Source organism: Streptomyces hebeiensis, assembly GCF_052983195.1.
Genome location: NZ_CM129812.1, coordinates 950441 through 968904, shown reverse-complemented (window position 1 = coordinate 968904; position 18464 = coordinate 950441). Strand labels below are relative to the sequence as shown.

The 18464-nt window shown below is 73.5% G+C and carries 15 protein-coding genes and 1 pseudogene; 3 read left to right on the top strand and 13 right to left on the bottom strand.

Features of this window, described 5'->3' with window-relative positions; translation table 11 throughout:
• Nucleotides 1-156: 156 nt before the first annotated feature.
• The 8 genes and pseudogenes from ACU6P3_RS04135 to ACU6P3_RS04100 all read right to left on the bottom strand — a co-directional run bounded on the left by ACU6P3_RS04135 (nucleotide 157) and on the right by ACU6P3_RS04100 (nucleotide 6109).
• Nucleotides 157-705, bottom strand: a complete 549-nt coding sequence (locus ACU6P3_RS04135; protein WP_447195966.1) for an SSI family serine proteinase inhibitor — start codon at nucleotides 703-705, stop codon at nucleotides 157-159.
• Nucleotides 706-876: 171 nt separating this feature from the next.
• Nucleotides 877-1203: an RICIN domain-containing protein gene (locus ACU6P3_RS04130; protein ID WP_447195965.1), complete on the bottom strand. Its 327-nt coding sequence runs from the start codon at nucleotides 1201-1203 to the stop codon at nucleotides 877-879.
• A 36-nt stretch (nucleotides 1204-1239) separates the two neighbouring features.
• Nucleotides 1240-2325 (bottom strand): glycoside hydrolase family 43 protein, encoded by a 1086-nt coding sequence (locus ACU6P3_RS04125; protein ID WP_447195964.1) that lies wholly within the window; start codon nucleotides 2323-2325, stop codon nucleotides 1240-1242.
• 190 nt (nucleotides 2326-2515) lie between these two features.
• Nucleotides 2516-3517 carry an SRPBCC family protein gene (locus ACU6P3_RS04120; RefSeq protein WP_447195963.1) on the bottom strand — a complete coding sequence of 334 codons (1002 nt, stop codon included), beginning with the start codon at nucleotides 3515-3517 and terminating at the stop codon, nucleotides 2516-2518.
• A gap of 5 nt (nucleotides 3518-3522) precedes the next feature.
• Nucleotides 3523-4257 (bottom strand): histone protein, encoded by a 735-nt coding sequence (locus tag ACU6P3_RS04115; protein ID WP_447195962.1) that lies wholly within the window; start codon nucleotides 4255-4257, stop codon nucleotides 3523-3525.
• 198 nt (nucleotides 4258-4455) lie between these two features.
• A complete protein-coding gene (locus ACU6P3_RS04110; RefSeq protein WP_447195961.1) occupies nucleotides 4456-5202 on the bottom strand; it encodes a GvpL/GvpF family gas vesicle protein in 747 nt (248 codons plus the stop codon).
• A gap of 377 nt (nucleotides 5203-5579) precedes the next feature.
• Nucleotides 5580-5772 (bottom strand): annotated as a pseudogene (locus ACU6P3_RS04105) (ornithine decarboxylase); the annotation flags it as partial.
• Nucleotides 5773-5899: 127 nt separating this feature from the next.
• Nucleotides 5900-6109 (bottom strand): hypothetical protein, encoded by a 210-nt coding sequence (locus ACU6P3_RS04100; protein WP_447195960.1) that lies wholly within the window; start codon nucleotides 6107-6109, stop codon nucleotides 5900-5902.
• 86 nt (nucleotides 6110-6195) lie between these two features.
• On the opposite strand from ACU6P3_RS04100, the gene ACU6P3_RS04095 reads away from it, so the two are divergent.
• The 3 genes from ACU6P3_RS04095 to ACU6P3_RS04085 all read left to right on the top strand — a co-directional run bounded on the left by ACU6P3_RS04095 (nucleotide 6196) and on the right by ACU6P3_RS04085 (nucleotide 8981).
• Nucleotides 6196-7176, top strand: coding sequence for an SDR family NAD(P)-dependent oxidoreductase (locus ACU6P3_RS04095; RefSeq protein WP_447195959.1), 981 nt, complete (start codon nucleotides 6196-6198; stop codon nucleotides 7174-7176).
• 160 nt (nucleotides 7177-7336) lie between these two features.
• A complete protein-coding gene (locus ACU6P3_RS04090) occupies nucleotides 7337-8179 on the top strand; it encodes a UdgX family uracil-DNA binding protein (protein ID WP_447195958.1) in 843 nt (280 codons plus the stop codon).
• Between the two features lie 22 nt (nucleotides 8180-8201).
• Complete coding sequence (locus ACU6P3_RS04085) at nucleotides 8202-8981, top strand: Fpg/Nei family DNA glycosylase (protein ID WP_447195957.1); 780 nt, start codon at nucleotides 8202-8204, stop codon at nucleotides 8979-8981.
• A 49-nt stretch (nucleotides 8982-9030) separates the two neighbouring features.
• On the opposite strand, the gene ACU6P3_RS04080 is transcribed toward ACU6P3_RS04085, so the two are convergent.
• The 5 genes from ACU6P3_RS04080 to ACU6P3_RS04060 all read right to left on the bottom strand — a co-directional run bounded on the left by ACU6P3_RS04080 (nucleotide 9031) and on the right by ACU6P3_RS04060 (nucleotide 18414).
• Entirely contained in the window at nucleotides 9031-10050 is a 1020-nt protein-coding gene (locus ACU6P3_RS04080; RefSeq protein WP_447195956.1) for an SDR family oxidoreductase, read from the bottom strand.
• Nucleotides 10051-10148: 98 nt separating this feature from the next.
• Nucleotides 10149-11948 (bottom strand): thiamine pyrophosphate-requiring protein, encoded by a 1800-nt coding sequence (locus ACU6P3_RS04075; protein ID WP_447195955.1) that lies wholly within the window; start codon nucleotides 11946-11948, stop codon nucleotides 10149-10151.
• Nucleotides 11949-12084: 136 nt separating this feature from the next.
• Nucleotides 12085-15285: an FAD-binding and (Fe-S)-binding domain-containing protein gene (locus ACU6P3_RS04070; RefSeq protein WP_447195954.1), complete on the bottom strand. Its 3201-nt coding sequence runs from the start codon at nucleotides 15283-15285 to the stop codon at nucleotides 12085-12087.
• A 249-nt stretch (nucleotides 15286-15534) separates the two neighbouring features.
• Nucleotides 15535-16971 (bottom strand): MFS transporter, encoded by a 1437-nt coding sequence (locus tag ACU6P3_RS04065; RefSeq protein ID WP_447195953.1) that lies wholly within the window; start codon nucleotides 16969-16971, stop codon nucleotides 15535-15537.
• A gap of 414 nt (nucleotides 16972-17385) precedes the next feature.
• Nucleotides 17386-18414, bottom strand: a complete 1029-nt coding sequence (locus tag ACU6P3_RS04060) for an NAD(P)-dependent alcohol dehydrogenase (RefSeq protein ID WP_447195952.1) — start codon at nucleotides 18412-18414, stop codon at nucleotides 17386-17388.
• Nucleotides 18415-18464 lie beyond the last annotated feature (50 nt).

Here is an 18464-nt window from a genome sequence, read left to right as displayed (position 1 = left end):
CACGACAGTACGTAGGACCCGTTACCCAGGTGTCACGTCAAGCGGATGAGACCGGTTACGGCCGCTGCACACCGCCCCCGGCCACTCAGTGAGATCGCCACGGGCCCCTCCGCCGACGGCGAAGGGGCCCGTGACCTGCGGTGACGCGACGAGCGATCAGGAGACCTGAGCCGGGAGCAGCGGTACGAGCCGGTCCCAGCGCGCGATCTCACAGCCGTCCGAGCGCGAGAACGCGGCGTCCACCGGGCGGCCCGCCCAGGTGCCGGTGATCCGCGCCGTGGCGGGACCGCCGTACATGGTCGTGCACATCGCGCCGGCCGACCCCGCCGTCGACTCCGGCGCGAAGGTGTCACGGCCCCAGCGGGTCATCCCGTCCAGCCGGTCGCACGCCTCCTGGGCGGCCCAGTGACCGCCGCCGGCCGGGTGGCAGGACAGCTCGAAGGAGCCGTCGGTCCCCGGCGTGCCCGAGTCGGCCACGGTGACGGTGAGCCGGTCGGTCCGCGCGGCCGGACCGTCCTGCACGACCGAGCCGTCCTGTACGGCGGGACCGTCCTGCACGGCAGAGCCGTCCTGTACGGCGGGACCGTCCTGCACGGCAGAGCCGACCGGTACGGGAGCGGCGGTCACGGGGGGAGCGGCGACGGAGAGCGCCAGCGCGCCGAGAGCGCCGGCGCACACGGTACGGGCCGATCGACGGACGAACATGATGGAGGTGCCTCCTGGCTTCCGGGCCCTGGGCAGGCCCGTACGGGCATGGTCGCCCCCACAGCAGCACGCGCCGCGCCCGATTCCGTGCATCTCACCCGAACGTGGGCCGGTCGTCCACCGGCTTGACGCGCGCGCCAAGCCCGGCCGGACTCCGGCGCGCGCTGGACGTCAGGCCGTGGCGCGCCTGAACTGCTGGTTCGTCGCTCCCGAACAGGTGTACGTAATGAGCCGTGCCGAGTCCGCCGTGGAACCGGACGCCACGTCGAGGCACTCGCCGCTCGCCCGGGAGGCGAGCGTGACGTACCCGCTCGTGTTCGCGGCGACCTTCCACTCCTGCCGGGCCGCGCCGGTGCAGGCCCGCTGCTCGACGGCGTCGGCGGTTTCGGTCAGGCCGAGCGAGCTCTGCCGGCCCAGCAGCCGGACATGACCGTCGCCGGTGTCCGCGAACCAGAACTTCTGGTGGTGTCCCGTTTCCCGTGCCGTACGGAATGCCATGCCGCACGCCATGTCCCATGTCCTGTCCCATCCCGGTCACACTCCCGCGTCCGTACCCCGTCGGGGCGTGAGGCCGGGGACCGGGCCGTCCGCCACCGGGACGCCGAAGTCCGGGGTGCCGTCCGGCCGCCAGCCCAGTGGCTGGATCCGGGTGTGGCGGTTGGGATCGTTCAGCGGATCGCCGGTGATCTCCTTGTACTGGCGGGCGTGGTAGACGAGGACGTCCGTACGCCTGTCCTCGGCGACCGTGAAGGAGTTGTGACCAGGACCGTACTGCCCGGTCGTCCCGCTACTGGCGAACACGGGCGCCGGGGACTTCGTCCAGGACGCCGGATCGAGCAGGTCGGCCCGGTCGTCGGCCGTCAGCAGGCCCATGCAGTAGTGGTGGTCGGTCGCGCTCGCCGAGTACGTCATGAAGACGCGGCCGTTGCGCTGGATGACCGCCGGGCCCTCGTTGACCTTGAAACCGACGCATTCCCAGTCGTACTCGGGCGTCGTGAGCCGCACCTGGGGGCCGGTCAGAGTCCACGGATTCGCCATCCGGGACAGGAACACACCGGTGTTGTTGTCCATGTCCGGCTCGTGCTGCGCCCAGGCGAGATAGCGCGTGCCCCGGTGGGTGAAGGTGGTGGCGTCGAGCGAGAAGGTGTCCCAGGCGGTGGTGAGCCGGCCCTTCTCGGTCCAGGTGCCGCGGAAGGGATCGGGATGGGTGTTCTCGAGCACCCAGATCCGTATCCTCCACACGTCGTCGGTGCGGCCCGCGGCGAAGTAGACGTACCACGCGCCGTCGACGCGGTGCAGCTCCGGTGCCCAGATGTGCGCTCCCATGTCGCCGCTGGTGTGCCTCCTCCAGATCACCGACTCGTCGGCGGCCGCCAGCCCGCGCAGGGTGCGCGAGCGGCGCAGGACGATCCGGTCGTACTCGGGCGCGGTGCCGGTGAAGTAGTAGAAACCATCGGTGTGGCGGTGGATATGGGGATCGGCGCGCCGTTCGATCAGGGGGTTGCGGGCAGGGGCGCCGGAGGGTGCGGCGAGGGCGGGCACCGGTACGGCGGACAGGGCGCCGGCGGCCAGCGCTCCTTTCAGCACCACTCTGCGACTGGGGATGTCACCGCGGCTCATGCAGTCTCCCTTGACGGTGGGGCGGAGGCACGTTCGGCATGTCGAACACCATCTGTGATTCCGAACGCGCGCACCGTAAGGGCGGGGTACGGGGAGGTCAACGGGGCGGGGGCGACGAACTCCGGGCCGTGTTCGCGGCGTTGACCGGCCGTTGACCGGCCCGGCACGTCGTCGGGCCGGGCGCTACCTCCTACCTCCTGCCGCCTCGCTCGACCTCGTCCTCGTACTCCTCCTCGTACTCGTCGTCACCGGCCTCGTCCTCGTAGCGGCGGCCCCTGCCGTTGCCGGAGTCCTCGTCCTCGTCCTCGTCCTCGTCGCCCTCGTACCGCTCCTCCCGCGCGGCCTCTTCCTCCTCCACCACTTCCTCGTGCGTGCGTACGACCTCCCCGTCCCGGATCTCCCCGCGCCAGGCGTCCCCCGGCTCCTCGTCGGTGAGCGTCACGTACCGCTGGAAGTTCTTGAAGTCGAGCCGCAGCCGACGGCCCTGGGCGCGCCAGATGTTGCCGGTCTTCTCGAAGAAGCCCGACGGGTAGTACTCGACGACCAGGACGATGCGCGTCAGCGCGGGGGCCAGTTCGTGGAAGCTGACGGCTCCCCGGGTGGTGCCCCGGGAGCCCTCCGACGTCCACACGATGCGCTCGTCCGGCACCTGCTCCAGCACGGTCGCCCGGAAGCTGCGGGCCGACGGGCCGACCTTGGTCTTCCAGGTGCTCGCCGTGTCGTCGTCGCTGTCCTTCGACACGTCGCGCACACCCTTGGTGAATCCGCTGAACCTCTCGTACTGGGTCCAGTAGTCGTAGCAGGTGCGCAACGGCATGCCGACGTCGAGGACTTCGATGATGTTCGTGACCTTGGGCGAGCCGGCCTTGCCGCCGCTCCCGCCCCCGCCGAGGAGGCCCTTGGCCTTTTCCACGACGTTCTCCTTGAGGCCCTTCGCCTTCTCCGACAGCAAGGCCTTGACCGGGGACTCCCCGTGCAGCAGGCGGGAGCCGATCGAACCGATCGAGCCGATCGCCGGCAGGTGCCCGCCGTTCTCCGCGATGTCGGTGAGCCGGCCGGTGAGGCCGGTGAGTCTGCCGCCCGCCGTCGTGGCCGCGTGCCGCGCCCGGGCGGTGAGGTAGGCCGTGACCTCCTTGCGCAGCCGCGCGAGCGGTTCGAGGGCGTCCGGGGCGGCCTGGTCTGTCCTGTTCATGCCGACTACCTCCGGCGATCCGCGCGCGTGGCCGCGCGCTTGGCGGCCCGCTCCGACGACGTGGACGACTTCGGGGACGCCTGCCCGGCGGGGGACGCCTTCTTCGCGGTCGCCTTCTTCGCCGCGGTCTTCTTCGCCGCGGTCTTCTTGGCGGGCGGGGGCGACTTCCTGCCGGGTGGGGGAGCCGGACGCGGCGCGTGCCGCTCGCGGGACGCGTCCTCGTCCCGCGCCTCCTCGTAGCCCTCGGCGTCCTCGTACTCCTCGGGATACTCCTCCGCCCCCTCGTCCTCCCGGGACTCCCCGTGCCCCGCGCGGCGCCCGGTCCGTCCGGCGGCCGGCGCGCCGCCGGCCGCTTCACGGGCCTTCTCGCCGGCGCCCCGGGTCGCTTCACCGGCGTCCCCGGCCCTCTCGCCGAGCCCCCGCGTCTTCTCGTCGAGGCCGAGCGTGCGGTCGCTGATGGCGTCGGCGAGCGAGCCCAGCTTCCGGTTCACCACGGCGGTCAGCGCCTGGCGGGCCGCGTCGGTGGTGTCGGCGCGCAACTGCTTCCGCAACTCCGCCACCTGCGGCACCCCGCCCAGCCTGCGCGCCCCGTCCGCGAGCAGCCGGCGCGGCTGGAGACGCAGGCGCCGCCCGGCCAGGAGGGTCGCCAGGGACAGGGCGAGCCGCCCCTTCTTCGTACGGCCCAGCACATAGCCGCCGGCGACCGCGGCGGCCAGGGCGGCCTTGGTTCTCTCATCCATCAGTACGCCACCTTCGATTGCTCGTCCGGATCGGCCGGCGTTCGCACGGCCGGTCGAGAAGCCCTGCCTCTTCTCGGCGTTCTTCGCCCTGTTTCCTTCGTCCCGTTCCGGCGTTTTCCCTGCCTTCCCTGCCTTCCCTGCCTTCCCTGCCTTCCCTGCCTTCCCTGCCTTCCCTGCCTTCTCCGCCGCCGGTCGGCGTCATGTCGCCGCCGTGTCCCCGGGCCCGGCGGCCACCCGCTCGGGCGGGACGAAGCTGTAGCAGGGCAGCGGCCCCGCCACCCGCAGGTCCACCCGGTCACGGCGGCGTACGGCGAACTCCCGTACCGCGTCGCGGAACTGGTCGACGGCGGCCCTGTCGACCAGGAACGACGTGGTGAGCACGGATCCGGAGACCCGGGGCCCGGGCGTCACCGCCCGGGCCAACGGCGTGAGTTCGAGCACCGCGTGCCGGGCCGCCTCCGCCGCCCGGCGGGCCATCGCCGTCAGCACCGCCTCGCCCAGCCGCGCACGCGCCTCGTACCCGGGGCACCGCCGTGCCTCCTCGCGCAGCCGGCGGATGGCCGGGTCCTCCCGAACGAGGCTCGCCAGCGCCCGCGCCGGAGCGTGCGCGGCCAGCGCCACCTCGATCCGGCCGGACAGCCGCTCCAGCGTCGCCAGGTGACGTGTCTCCGCCGCGGCCAGTCCCCGGCGGACCGTGGCCTCGTCCGGGAGGACCGTCCCGAACCGCAGCGGCAGCACCGGACCGCGCTCACCGAGAGCCAGCAGCAGATGCTGATGGGCCGCCAGGTGCCGGGGGCGTGGCCGCCGCGGGCGCGCCGGGGCGTCGCTGACGACGGCGCCCACGCGCCCCTCGGCGAGGACGCGTAACCGCGCGGGCACCCCGCCCACGCCGTCGAAGCCGTCCGGAACCCGCTGACCCGCGCGTACGAAGGCGTGGACCCGCACCCGCGGCGCGCGCCGTGCCCGTCGCGCCGTCACCGACCGGCCCCGGCGGGCCGTTCGCGCGCGCGGCGACGGGTCGTTGCGGACGCGGAGGTGCCCCGGGCCCGACGGTGTTCTGCCATACGACAAGTCTCGTCAGGATCGGGGCCGCCGCATCTTCAGCCGCCCGCGCGAAGGACCGCCGACGGCGTCCCGGCCCATACGCCGGGGGCGTATGGGCCGGCTCCTCGGCCCTCCCGTCAGTCCTCCCGGGCCACGCGCACGCCGCGCGGCGCGGGGGTCCGCCGCGTCGGGCACCTCCGGCCCGTGCACGGTCATGCCCTCGATGGAGTCGATCCGCTCGCGTACCGTCCCGGCCGGTTCCAACGCGGCGTCGTACGGCGCGCGGCCGTGCTCGGGTCGAGGCCGCTGATGGCCGGCACGTCCGAGCGGAAGACCGCGTCGCCCAGAACGGCGCGGACGCGCGGGTCCGCACCCCTGCCCTGCTTGTGCCCGGGTGGGGTGAAGGGGGTCCGGCCGGTGCCGTGGTACGCCGCGAGCGCGTCCGGGTACGGGCGCGTGGGAGTGGTCCATGGGTGCCTGGTTGGCCGGAGGCGCGACACGGAAACGGCGTCCGTGGTGTCCCCTACATCCGTTACACCCGTCGTGTCGGTCGCGTCCGTCGTGTCCGCCGAATGGGCCGACCGGGTCGGCGGTCGGCTCAGCCGCCGAATCCGCCGCTGCCGAATCCGCCGCCCGAGTGGTCATCGCCGCGCGGCCGGGCCCGGGGCGGGCTGAAGCGGGTCCCTCGCTTGGCGTGTCGGCCCCGGCTGTGCCGGGCAGGCGTATCGGTGTGCTCGCCCTCTGGGGCCCGGTCCGCGGGCTCCTGGCCGGACTTCTTGTGCCAGTTCCACCACTTCAATCTGTTCATATGGGTGCAGTACCCGAGAAATGCGCACCTATTGCCCTATTTGTTATGTTTCTGAGGTCCGTCTGTGACCTGTCGAGGAGGCATTCATGGCGTCCTTGCTCGCTTCCCCGTCTCTCACGGGCCTCTCCGCCGTCGTCACGGGCGGCTCCCGCGGCCTGGGGCTCCTGCTGGCCGAGGAACTGGCGACGCGCCACTGCGACGTCACGATCGTGGCCCGGGACGCGGCGGAGCTCGGCCGGGCGGACACCCTGCTGCGGCGGCCCGGCGGGGTCCGCGTCCGTACCGCCGTGTGCGACGTACGGGACCGGGACGCCGTCCGCGAGATGCTGCGCGACACCGCGAGCGCCTTCGGGGGGATCGACCTCGTCATCGCCAACGCGGGGATCATCCAGGTCGCGCCCGTCGACGACCTCGGTGCGGAGGCCTTCGAGAGTGCGCTGGACAGCATCTTCAAGGGCGCCCTGTACACCTCGCTGGAAGCACTGCCGTATCTGCGCCGCAGCCCCGCGGGCGGCCGGCTGGCCCTGATCGGGTCCGTCGGTGGTCTGCTGGCGGCGCCGCATCTGCTGCCGTACTCCTGCGCCAAGGCCGCGGTCGGCGCGCTGGCGGAGGGGCTGCACGCGGAGGCGGCCCGGGGCGGGGTGAGCGTCACCGCCGTCCACCCCGGGCTGATGCGGACGGGCTCCCATCTGCACGCGCGGTTCGGCGGCGATCAGGAACGCGAATTCGCCTGGTTCTCCGCCCTGGCCGGCATGCCCGTGGTCTCCATGAACGCGCGCCGCGCGGCGGACCGCATCGTCACGGCCGTCCAGCGCCGACGGACGCGGATCGTCCTCACCCCGGTCGCGCGCGCCGCGGCCGTGGTCCATGGTGTGGCCCCGGGACTGACCACCCGGATGACCACGCTGGCCACCCGGGCGCTGCCGAACCCGACGGACGGCAGGCGGCGGCTGACGGAAGGAGCGGACCTGGGGCCGCCCGCGCACCCCGTCGCCCGAAGGCTGCGCGCGTGGGGCAGCGCGCTCAACGACAAGGTGGCCGGCGCCTACAACCAGCGGGCCGCATGAGCCCGCCGCCCTCGCGCGCCGAGACGGATGGTCGCGGACGGGCGTGTACGGAGACGGGCGTACGGACGCGTGCCCACGACCGCGACGCGACGGCGGACGCGGCGCGGAGGCGGGCGGGCCGGGGACGGATCCGTGACGGAGGCGGACGGAGATGACGGCGGTGACCCGACAGGACCGCGACCACGACACCGACACCGACACGGGCAAGGACACCGGCAAGGACACGGGCAAGGACACCGGTAAGGCCGGCAGCGTCGGCACCGGCTCGGGACAGGCGTACGACGCCGCGCCCTACCTTCCGGACCGTGGCGGGCTGGCCGCGCTCCGGCGTGCCGCGGCCGACTGCCACGGCTGCCCCCTGTACGAGAACGCCACCCGCACGGTCTTCGGCTCGGGTCCCGCCTCGGCGCGGGTCGTCCTGGTCGGGGAGCAGCCCGGGGACCAGGAGGACCGTCAGGGCGAGCCGTTCGTCGGGCCCGCCGGGCACATGCTGCGCAAGGCGCTGGAGGAGGCCGGCCTCGACGTCGCGGAGGCGTACCTGACCAACGCGGTCAAACACTTCAAGTTCACCTCCGCCGGGCCCGGCAAGCGCCGTATCCACAAGGCGCCGAGCCTGCGCGAGATGACCGCCTGCCGCCCCTGGCTGACCGCCGAACTGCACGTGGTCGGCCCGGAGGTGGTCGTGGCCCTCGGCGCGACGGCGGGCAAGGCGCTGTTCGGACCGGCCTTCCGGGTGACGAAGGACAGGGGCGCGCTGATCCCGCTGTCTCCACCGGGTCCCGGCGGTCGGGGCGGCGGAGCGGGGGGCTCGCCCGCCGGAGGCCCCACGGCCGACGGCTTTCCCGCCGGACGCGAGGACACCGTGTACGGTCTGGCCACCATCCACCCGTCCGCGGTGCTCCGCGCCGACGACCGGGCCGCCGTGTACGCGGGGCTCGTCAGCGACCTGCGCGTGGCGGCGGACGCCCTGCGGACAGGACCGGGATCGCGCCGGGGCCGGTGACGAGCGACGGAACGAGCCGGACATGCCCGAACTGCCCGACGTCGAAGCCTTCCGCGCGACCCTGGAGTCCTGCGCGGGCGGCCGGAGGATCCGTCGGGTCCAGGTGTACGACAGCGGCGTCCTGCACGGGATCGGCGCGCGCCGGCTGCGTGAGCGGCTGGAGGGCCGCCGGTTCACCCGGGCCGAACGGCACGGGAAGTGGCTGCTGGCCCGCACCGACGGACCCACCCTGCTGCTGCACTTCGGCATGACCGGGACGCTGGTGTGCTGCCGGCCCGACGACGAGCGGCACCGTCATGACCGCGTCGTGTTCACCGTCGGCCCCGACCGCCAGCTCCGCTACCGCGACCAGCGCAAGCTCAAGGGCCTGTGGCTGGCCGACGAGACGGACGTCGAACGCCTCCTGGCGCGCCAGGGCCCCGACGCCGGGAAGATCACGCGGGAGGAGTTCGACGCGTACCTGACCGGCCGCCGGGGCGGACTCAAGGCGGCCCTCACCGACCAGTCCCGCCTCGCCGGGCTCGGCAACCTGCTCGCCGACGAGATCCTGTGGCGCGCCGGCCTCGCCCCCGGCCACCGGGCGGCCACCCTCACCGACGCCGAGCGGAGCCGCCTCTACGCCGACATGCGGCGCACCGTGCGCGCGGCGGTACGGGCGGGCCGCGTACCGTCGCGCGCGAGCTGGCTCACCGGCCACCGAGACGACGCCGACGCGTGCTGCCCGCGCTGCGGCACGCCCCTGAGCCGGGGCCGGGTCGCGGGCCGGGGCACCGTGTGGTGCCCCCGCTGCCAGCCCGGGTGACGTGACCGCCGGCCCGGGTGACGTGCGGAAGGGCGGTCGACGGCGGACGTCAGCGGGCCGGCTGCCCGCGCGCCAGCATTCTGCGCAGCCCCCGCGCGCCCAGGACGGTGCCCGCGAGCGCCGCCACCACGACGCAGGGGCGACGCGCGAGTGCCGCCTGCGGGCTGTGCTCGGCCGACCGCGCGTCGAACGCTCCGTGCGCACCGAAATCGTGGCCGTCCGGGCCGTCCAGCGGGTGCCAGAGGTTGTCGGGCCGGTCGGCGGCCACCTTCTCGTCCGTCTGCTGCGCGTCGAAACCGGTACGGGCGAGATAGCGGTCCAGCAGCGCCGGGGCCACCTTGTCGGCCAGGATGGTCGCCACCGTGGAGGCGCCGACGTAGTACTGCTTGCGACGCGGATGGTCCGCCGCGTGGACGACGGCGCGGGCCGCGACCTCCGGCTGGTAGATCGGCGGCACCGGCTGCGGATGGCGGGGCAGCCGGGAGAGCACCCAGGAGAACTGGGGCGTGTTGACCGCCGGCATCTGGACGACGGTGATCCGCACCCGGCTGTGCCGGTGCATCAGTTCCGCACGGATGCTGGAGGTGAAGCCGTTGACGGCGTGTTTGGCGCCGCAGTACGCCGACTGCAACGGGATCGACCGGACGCCGAGCGCCGATCCGACCTGCACGATCACACCCGTGTCGCGGGGGAGCATCTGCTCCAGCGCGGCCCGTGTACCGTGCACGAAGCCGAGGTAGCACACCTCGGTGACCCGCCGGTACTCCTGGGGCGTGATGTCGGTGAAGGGGGCGAACACCGACGTGAAGGCGGCGTTGACCCAGACGTCGACGGGCCCGAACGCGGCCTCGGCCGCGTCCGCGGCCTCCGCTACCTGAGCGTGGTCGGCCACGTCGGTGGGCAGCGGCAGCGCGCGGCCGCCCAGCTCCACCACCTCGGCCGCCGCGGCGTCGAGCCCGGCCCGGCCCCGGGCGACCAGCGCCACGTCGGCGCCCCGCCGGGCGAACATCCGGGCCGTCGCGCGGCCGATGCCGGCGCTCGCGCCGGTGATGACGACGGTCTGGGCCATGCGGCCTCCTCGCTCCTTGCTCGTTCCTTCTGCAGCTTGTGCGGCTTGTGCGGCTTGTGACTTCGGATGTCCCGGTCCGGCGTCGGCGCCGGGACCACTCACTCCTCGCGGTGCCGGTGGCCCGGAAGCATCTCCTGCACCTTGGCCTTCAGGCCCTGCCGGATCATCCCGGCCCGGTCGCTGTCGCCCTTGACGATCGCCGAGGCGGCGGCCTCGATCTGGTCGAGGGTCGCGTGCGGCGGGATCGGCGGCACGGCCGGGTCCGTGCGGAAGTCGATCACGTAGGGCCGGTCCGCGCCCAGCGCCTTGTGCCAGGCGGACTCGACCTCGCCGGGCTTCTCCACCCGGACCCCGTCCAGCCCGATGGACCGGGCGAAGTCCGCGTACGGCACGTCCGGGATCGCCTGGGACGGCAGGAACTGCGGGGCGCCCGACATGGCGCGCATCTCCCAGGTCACCTGGTTGAGGTCCTGGTTGTTGAGGACGGCGACGATCAGCCGCGGGTCCTCCCAGTCGCGCCAGTACTTGGCGGCGGTGATCAGTTCCGCCATGCCGTTCATCTGCATGGCCCCGTCGCCGACCAGAGCCAGCGCGGGCCGGTCCGGATGCGCGAACTTGGCCCCGATCGCGTACGGCACCCCCGGGCCCATCGTGGCGAGCGTGCCCGACAGGGAGCCGCGCATGGCGCCGCGGATCCGCAGGTGCCGGGCGTACCAGTTGGCCGCGGAGCCCGAGTCGGCCGTCAGGATCACATCGTCGGGCAGCAGCGCGTCGAGCGCGTGCACGACGTACTCCGGGTTGATCGGTTCCGCCTCCACGGCGGCTCGCGCCCGCATCACCTCCCACCAGCGGTCCGTGTCCTTCTCGATCTTCTTGCGCCAGGAGCCGTGCCGCTTCTTCTTGAGCTTCGGCAGCAGACTCCTGAGCGTTTCGCGAGCGTCCCCGACCAGATTGACCTCGAAGGGGTAGCGCATACCGATCATGAAGGGATCGATGTCGATCTGGACCGCACGTGCCCGGTCGAACTCCGGCAGGAACTGGCTGTACGGGAAACTCGACCCCACCACGAGGAGCGTGTCGCAGTCGCGCATCAGCTCGTACGAGGGCCGCGTGCCGAGCAGACCGATCGCGCCGGTCACGTACGGCAGTGTGTCGGGCAGCGCGTCCTTGCCCAGCAGTGCCTTGGCCACCCCGGCGCCGGTGAGGTCGGCGAGCCGCCGTACCTCCTCCTGCGCCCCGCGCGCGCCCTGCCCGATCAGGACGGCGACCTTCTCGCCCGCGTTCAGGACCTCGGCCGCGCGGTCGAGGTCTGCCTCCGCCGGGACCGGCGCGGACGACGTGACGCCCAGGCTGGACGGCACCATTTTGAAGGCGTGCGTCGGCGGCGAGTAGTCCAGCTCCTGCACGTCGGCGGGGATGATGACGGCGGTCACCGTCCGCTTCGCGTACGCCGTGCGCAGGGCCCGGTCGATGACGTTCGGCAGCTGCTCGGGGACGGTCACCATCTCGCAGAAGTCGGCGGCCACGTCCTTGTACAGGCTCAGCAGGTCGACCTCCTGCTGGTACGAGCCGCCCATGGCGCTGCGGTTGGTCTGCCCCACGATCGCCACCACGGGCACGTGGTCGAGCTTGGCGTCGTACAACCCGTTGAGCAGATGGATGGCGCCCGGTCCCGAGGTCGCCGCGCACACCCCGGCCCGGCCCGAGAACTTCGCGTACCCGACCGCCTGGAACGCTGCCATCTCCTCGTGCCGGGCCTGCACGAACCGCGGCTTGTTCTCGGCCCGGCCCCAGGCGGCGAGCAGTCCGTTGATGCCGTCGCCCGCGTAGGCGAAGACATGGTCGACCTCCCACTCGCGCAACCGCTGAAGGATGTAGTCGGACACCTTGGTCGTCATGAATGCTCCTCTCGTACTCTGTGGGACGGACGGACGAATGGGCGCCTGTTCCACGGCCGGCTCCCGGCCCGGTGAGGGCCCGGCGCCCGGGGGTTCGGCCACCGCGCAGGGCGTGGGCCGAGCCGCGCGGGGCGGGTTACGCCCGCCGGACGGTGCCCCGCGCACGGCGGCCCGTGCCGCGCGCCAGGGCGTACGCGCCGGCGGCGCCGGCTCCGAGGACGGCAGCGGCGGTGCCGGCCGTCAGCAGCCCGGCGTCGCGGCGGGAGGCCACCGGCCGGGCGACGGCCTTCTCCGGCCGGTCGGCCGGCAGCGGCCCGTCCAGCCCGAGGGCCAGCGCCTCCGCCAGGTGCAGGGCCCGGCGGCCGGTGCGGCCCTGGTCGATCTGCGTACGGCAGCTGAACCCGTCCGCGAGGACCAGCGCCCCGGGCGCGGTGTCCCGCACGGCGGGCAGGACCCCCTGTTCACCGATCGCCAGGGACAGGTCGTGGTGGCCGCGTTCGAAGCCGAAGTTCCCGGCGAGACCGCAGCACCCGGCGTCCAGGACCTCGGCCTCGATCCCGGCCCGCCGCATCAGCTCCCGGTCGGCGTCGTACGCCAGGACCGCGTGCTGGTGGCAGTGGGTCTGCACGGTCGCCGAGCGGGCCAGCGCCGGGGGCCGCCAGCCGTCGGGAGCGTCGTTCAGCAGCAGCTCGGAGAACGTACGGAACTGCCTCGACAGCCGTGCCACGTCCTCGTCCTCGGGGAGCAGTTCGGGCGCGTCCGCGCGGAAGACGGCGGCGCAGGAGGGCTCCAGACCGACCACCGGGGTACCGGCCGCGATCCACGGCCGCAGCACGTCGACGGTACGGCGCAGCACCCACTGGGCGGTGGCCAGTTGGCCGGTGGAGATCCAGGTCAGACCGCAGCACACGGCACGCTCCGGCACGACGACCCGGAAGCCGGCGTCCTCCAGGACCCGGACCGCCGCCTTGGCGACCTCCGGGTGGAAGTACGTGCTGAAGGTGTCGGGCCACAGGACGACGGTCCGCCCGTCGGCCCCGTCCGGCCCCGTCGCGTCGGCGGTCACCCCGTCCGCGGTCATCGCGTCCGTGGACACCTCGCCGGCGGTCACCGGCGGTGCGTGCCCTCGCCCGGAGCCGGGGACCCGGCTCGCCCCGTTCCGCGCCCGCCACCACTGGAGGAACGATTCCTCGGCGAAGACCGGCGCGGTCCGCCGCGCCGCCACCCCCGCCAGGCGCTTGCCGGCCCGGGCCAGACCAGGTGCGTTCAGCGCGGCGTTCACCAGGCGCGGCCCGAGCCGCGACAGCCGCGCCCACAGCGGCAGCCAGCCCAGCGAGTAGTGCGCCGCCGGACGCACCCTGCCCGCGTAGTGGTGGGAGAGGAACTCGGCCTTGTACGTGGCCATGTCGACGCCGACCGGACAGTCCGACCGGCAGCCCTTGCAGGCCAGGCAGAGGTCGAGGGCGTCCCGTACCGCCGTGGACCGCCAGCCGTCGGTGACGGCCGAGTCCGCGTGCCCGCCCAGCATCTCGAACAGCAGCCGGGCACGGCCGCGCGTGGAGTGCTCCTCCTCCCCGGTCGCCCGGTACGACGGACACATCACGCCCCCGGTCCGCGTGCGGCAGTTACCGATCCCGACGCAGCGCATCACCGCGCGGGTGAAGGAGTGGTCGTCGTCCGGGTAGCCGAACCGCGTCGCGTGGCCGCGCGGGCTCCAGTGCGGTCCCAGTCGCAGCCGGTCCGTGGTGCGGTAGGGCGCCACGACCTTCCCCGGATTCATCAGGTTGTCCGGATCGAAGAGGGCCTTCACCTCGCCGAACGCGCCGACCAGCCGCTCACCGAACATCCGCGGCAGCAGTTCCCCGCGCGCCTGCCCGTCACCGTGCTCGCCGGACAGCGAGCCGCCGTACGACACCACGAGGTCCGCGGCCCGGAACAGGAACTCCCGGAAGGCGGCGACCCCTTCGGCGGTCTTGAGCCCGAAGGGGATCCGGGTGTGGACGCAGCCCTGCCCGAAGTGCCCGTAGAGCGAGGGGTGGTCGTAACCGAACTCCTCGAACAGCTTCTTCAGGTCGCGCAGATAGTCACCGAGCCGCTCCGGGGGTACGGCGGAGTCCTCCCATCCCTCCCAGGTCTCCCGCTCGTCCGGAGGGCGCGCGGTCACCCCGAGCCCCGCCTCCCGTGCCTTGAGCATCTTCCGTTCGCGCTCGGGGTCGTCGGAGAACGCGACGGCGGGATCGTCGTCGTCCCGGCCGAGCGCCCGCAGCAGCGCGTGCGCCTGGGCATCGGCCTCCTCCCGGCTCTCGCCGCTGAACTGGAGCAGCAGCCAGCTCTCGCCCGCGGGGAAACGGTCCAGCGAGTCCAGGAAGGCGCCCTCCTCGCGCATCAGCCGCGCCATGCGCCCGTCGATGGCCTCCAACTGCGTCGGACTGCTGTGCTCCAGCAGCCGGGGCACCTCGTCGGCGGCGGCGCAGATGTCGTCGTACCCGAGGACGAGCATCGCCTCGGCCGCCGGTAGGGGCACCAGGTCCAGCTCGGCGTGCAGGACGGTGACGAGCGTGCCCTCGCTGCCGACCAGCGCACGGGCCACGTCGAAGCCGTTCTCCGGAAGCAGCGAGTCCAGGTTGTAGCCGGAGACGCGGCGCGGGATGCGGGGGAAGCCCTGGCGCACCTCGGCCAGGTGGCGGTCGATGACGTCCCGCAGTCCCCGGTACAGCTCGGCGCGCCGGCCGCCCGCCGCCACCACGTCCTCGAACTCCGCGTCGGACGTGGGCCCCACCCAGCAGCGGGTGCCGTCGTACGTGAGGACCTCCAGCCGCCTTACGTTGTCCACCGTCTTGCCGTACGCCTGGGCCGAGGCGCCGCATGAGTTGTTGCCGACCATCCCGCCCAGCGAGCAGTGGCTGTGGGTGGACGGCTTGGGACCGAACCGCAGGCCGTGGGGCGCGAGCCGCCGGTTGAGCTCGTCGAGCACGATGCCCGGCTCGACCACGCAGGTCCGGCGCTCGGTGTCGAGCGACACCAGGCCGTGGCAGTACTTGGTGAAGTCGATGACGACGGCGGTGTTGGTGCACTGCCCGCCCAGGCTCGTACCGCCCCCGCGGGGCAGGACGGGGGCCCGGAACCGGGCGCACACCTCCACCGCCGTCGCCGCGGCGTCGACGGTGTACGGCACGACCACGCCGATCGGCACCTGCCGGTAGTTCGATCCGTCGGTGGAGTAGGCGCCCCGGCTGCCGGCGTCGAACCGGACCTCACCGGCGACGTGGGCGCGCAGGGCCGCCTCCAGCGCCCTGACGTCCAGCGCGGAACCGGACCCGTCCGTCTCCGTGGCCACCGTGCCTCCCTCGTACGCCGCCGCGTCTGCCCGCCTCACTCACGCGTTCCCGGACAAGACAGGGGCTAACGTGCTGAAACGGCAGGTTGCGCCGAATGCCCACGAGGGGTGGCGCCGGGCGCCACGGGGGTTTTCCGCCGCCCGGCGGTGGCCGGCACGGCGGGCGGGCCAGGTAACGGGTACGGCGGGGCCACGGGGCCGCCGTCCGGACCAGGGCGCCGCCTCGGCCGCGCCGGAGCACCGCCCCGGTCAGCGGGGGACTCCCCGCCCCGCGTCCGGGGCGGGACGCCGGGCCACGTGCTCGTCGTCGCCGCCGTCGGCCGCCGCCTCCCGTCCCGGTACCGCCACGGTCGTCCCGGTGGCGTCGGCCGCGATGTTCAGATCGCGGTCCCGGGTCTCCGGCGACAGCCGGACGGCGACCAGGCTGACGGCTGTGATCAGCGACATGTAGACGGCCACCGGCACCCACGAGCCGGCGAACGCGGAGACCAGCGCCGTACAGATCAGTGGCGCGACACCGCCGCCGACGACCGAGGAGAACTCGCGCCCCAGGGTGACGCCCGCGTACCGGTAGCGGTTGCCGAACAGCTCCGGGAAGTAGCTCATCTGCACCCCGACCGCGCCCTGGCACGCCAGGACGAACCCGATGACGATCGCCACCGTGATCGCCGCCTTGGACCCGGTGTTCAGCGCGATGAAGGTGGGGGTGGGCAGCAGCACCAGGGCGGTGAGGATCAGGGAGTACACGGGCCGCCGCCCGAACCGGTCGGAGAGGGTGCCGAAACCGATCGCCGCGAAACCGCCGCAGATCGCGCCGAGGAGCAGCACCTCAGGGACGAAGTCCTTGGCGACGCCGACGGTGGAGACCAGGTAGGAGGCCATGAACACCTGGTACGTGTACGACTGCGCGCTGATCCCGACGTTCATGAAGAGCACCAGCAGCATGGGCCTGCGGCCGTGGGTCAGCACCTCCTTGACCGGGGAGGCGGGGCGCTCGCGCTGCTCCTTGAGCTCCTGGAAGACCGGGCTCTCGGTGAGCTTGCGGCGGATGACCATGGCGACGACCGTCACCAGGAGGCTGCTGGCGAAGATCAGCCGCCACCCCCAGCTCATCAGGGCGTCGTCGGGCAGCCGCTGGGCCAGGATCCAGGCCACCGCGCCCAGTGCCGTACCGAGTGCCGCGCCCGCCATGACCAGCGACGAGAGCCGCCCGCGCCGACCCGTGGCGGCCGTCTCGGTGAGCAGGGTGGCACCGCCCGACTGCTCGGCGCCGGCACCGAAACCCTGGCCCATGCGGCAGATCAGCAGCAGGATCGGTGCCAACACGCCCACCTGGCCGTAGGTGGGCAGCAGTCCGATGGCGAGCGTGGATCCGCCCATCAGGAGCAGGGTGGTGACGAGGATCCATTTGCGGCCGAGACGGTCCCCGTAGCGGGAGAAGAAGAGCCCGCCGAGCGGCCGGGCCGCGAAGCCGACCGCGTAGGTGCTGAAGCTGGCGAGCATGCCGACGGTCGGCGACACGTTGGGGAAGAACAGCTCGCTGAAGATCAGGGCCGAGGCGGTGCCGTAGATGACGAAGTCGTACTGTTCGAGCGCCGTGCCGACGAGGCCGGCCCAGGCGGCCCGGCGTACGGCCCGTGGGTCCGCGGGCGGGGCGCCGGGCGCGGTGGTGCGGTGTTTTTCCATGATCCATGCCTCCTTGGGCGGACCGGGGGGAAGACCGGGGAAGGGAGAAGCCCCGGGAAAAAGGGAGAAGAGCGGGGAAGCGGGCGTGTGAGGCGCCGGTGGGGCGTGGGTGCCGTACGGGCGGTGCCGGTACGGGATACGGGACATGGGACCGCGCGGTGCCGATAGGGAGGGCATCGCCGGATGTGGGCCCGCCCGCGGTGTGGCGCGGTCGGCCGGGGCCGCGGCCCGACGGGGGTGCGACGCCGGGAGGCGGACGGGAGGCGGCCCGCCGAGTGGGGACCGGTCCGGACGGACCGGGGTCGCCCGGGCGAGCCGTACGGGTGGGGAAGCGGGCCGTACGGGCGGGGGAGAGACGCGGTCGTGGCCGCGGGGGAGGGGACGAGGAGTCGGGAGGGTTACCGGACCGTGGAGTCAGTCACCGGGCCGGACGACGACCTTGAGGTGCGACGGGTCCCGCTGGGGCGCGCGCAGCGCGTCGGCCGCCCGGTCCAGAGGAAAACGCCCGGTGAGAATACCCGCCAGATCGACGCGGCCGTCGGCGGCCATCGCGAGGGCGGTCGGGAAGGCATGGGCGTAACGGAACGCCGTCACCAGATCGATCTCCCACCGCTGGAGATGGGCCAGGGGCAGTCCGTCGACCGAGATCCCGGCCTGGCCGACGACGGTGGCCCGGCCGGCGGGGCGGAGGGTGCGCAGGCCCTGCCACAGCGCGACCGGATGGGCCGAACACTCCACCAGCCGGTCCACACCGTCGAGTCCCAGGTCTTCGCGCCCGGCCGTGTTGAGCACGACGCCGGCGCCGAAGGCGCGGGCCCGGTCCAGCCGGGCGTCGTTGACGTCGGTGACGATCACCTCGGCGGCGCCCGCGGCGCGTGCCACCTGGAGCACCAGGAGGCCGATGGGCCCCGCGCCGGTGATCAGCACCCGGTCACCGAGGCCGATCTCGGCGCGGCGTACCGCCCACACGGCGACGGCCAGCGGCTCGATCAGCGCGCCCAGCTCGAGGGGGAGGGCGTCCGGCAGCGGGTGCACGGCCCGCGCGGGGAGGACGGCGGACTCGGCGAAGGTCCCGTGTGTCGGGGGCGAGCCGAGGCAGACCCCGTTCGGGCAGAGGTTGTAGCGCCCGGAGCGGCAGGTCGGACAGGCACCGCAGCCCACGGCGGGTTCCACCGCGACCCGGGTGCCGGTCTCCAGCTCGACGCCGGAACCGGTGGCGGTGACCGTCCCGGCGGCCTCGTGGCCGAGCACGGTCGGCCGGCGCAGTGTGTTCGCGCCGTTGCGGCCGTCCGCGAAGTAGTGCATGTCCGAGCCGCACACACCGACGGCGTCGACCGTGACCAGCACGTCGCCGGGGCCGAGCGGGGGCAGGGGGATGTGTTCTGTACGGAGGTCACCCGGGCCGTGCAGGACGGCGGCGCGGGTCGTGTCGGGGAGGAGCACGTTCTCACGTCCTTGTGAGGGGGTCTGCGGGAAAGAGCGGGGTCGGCGGG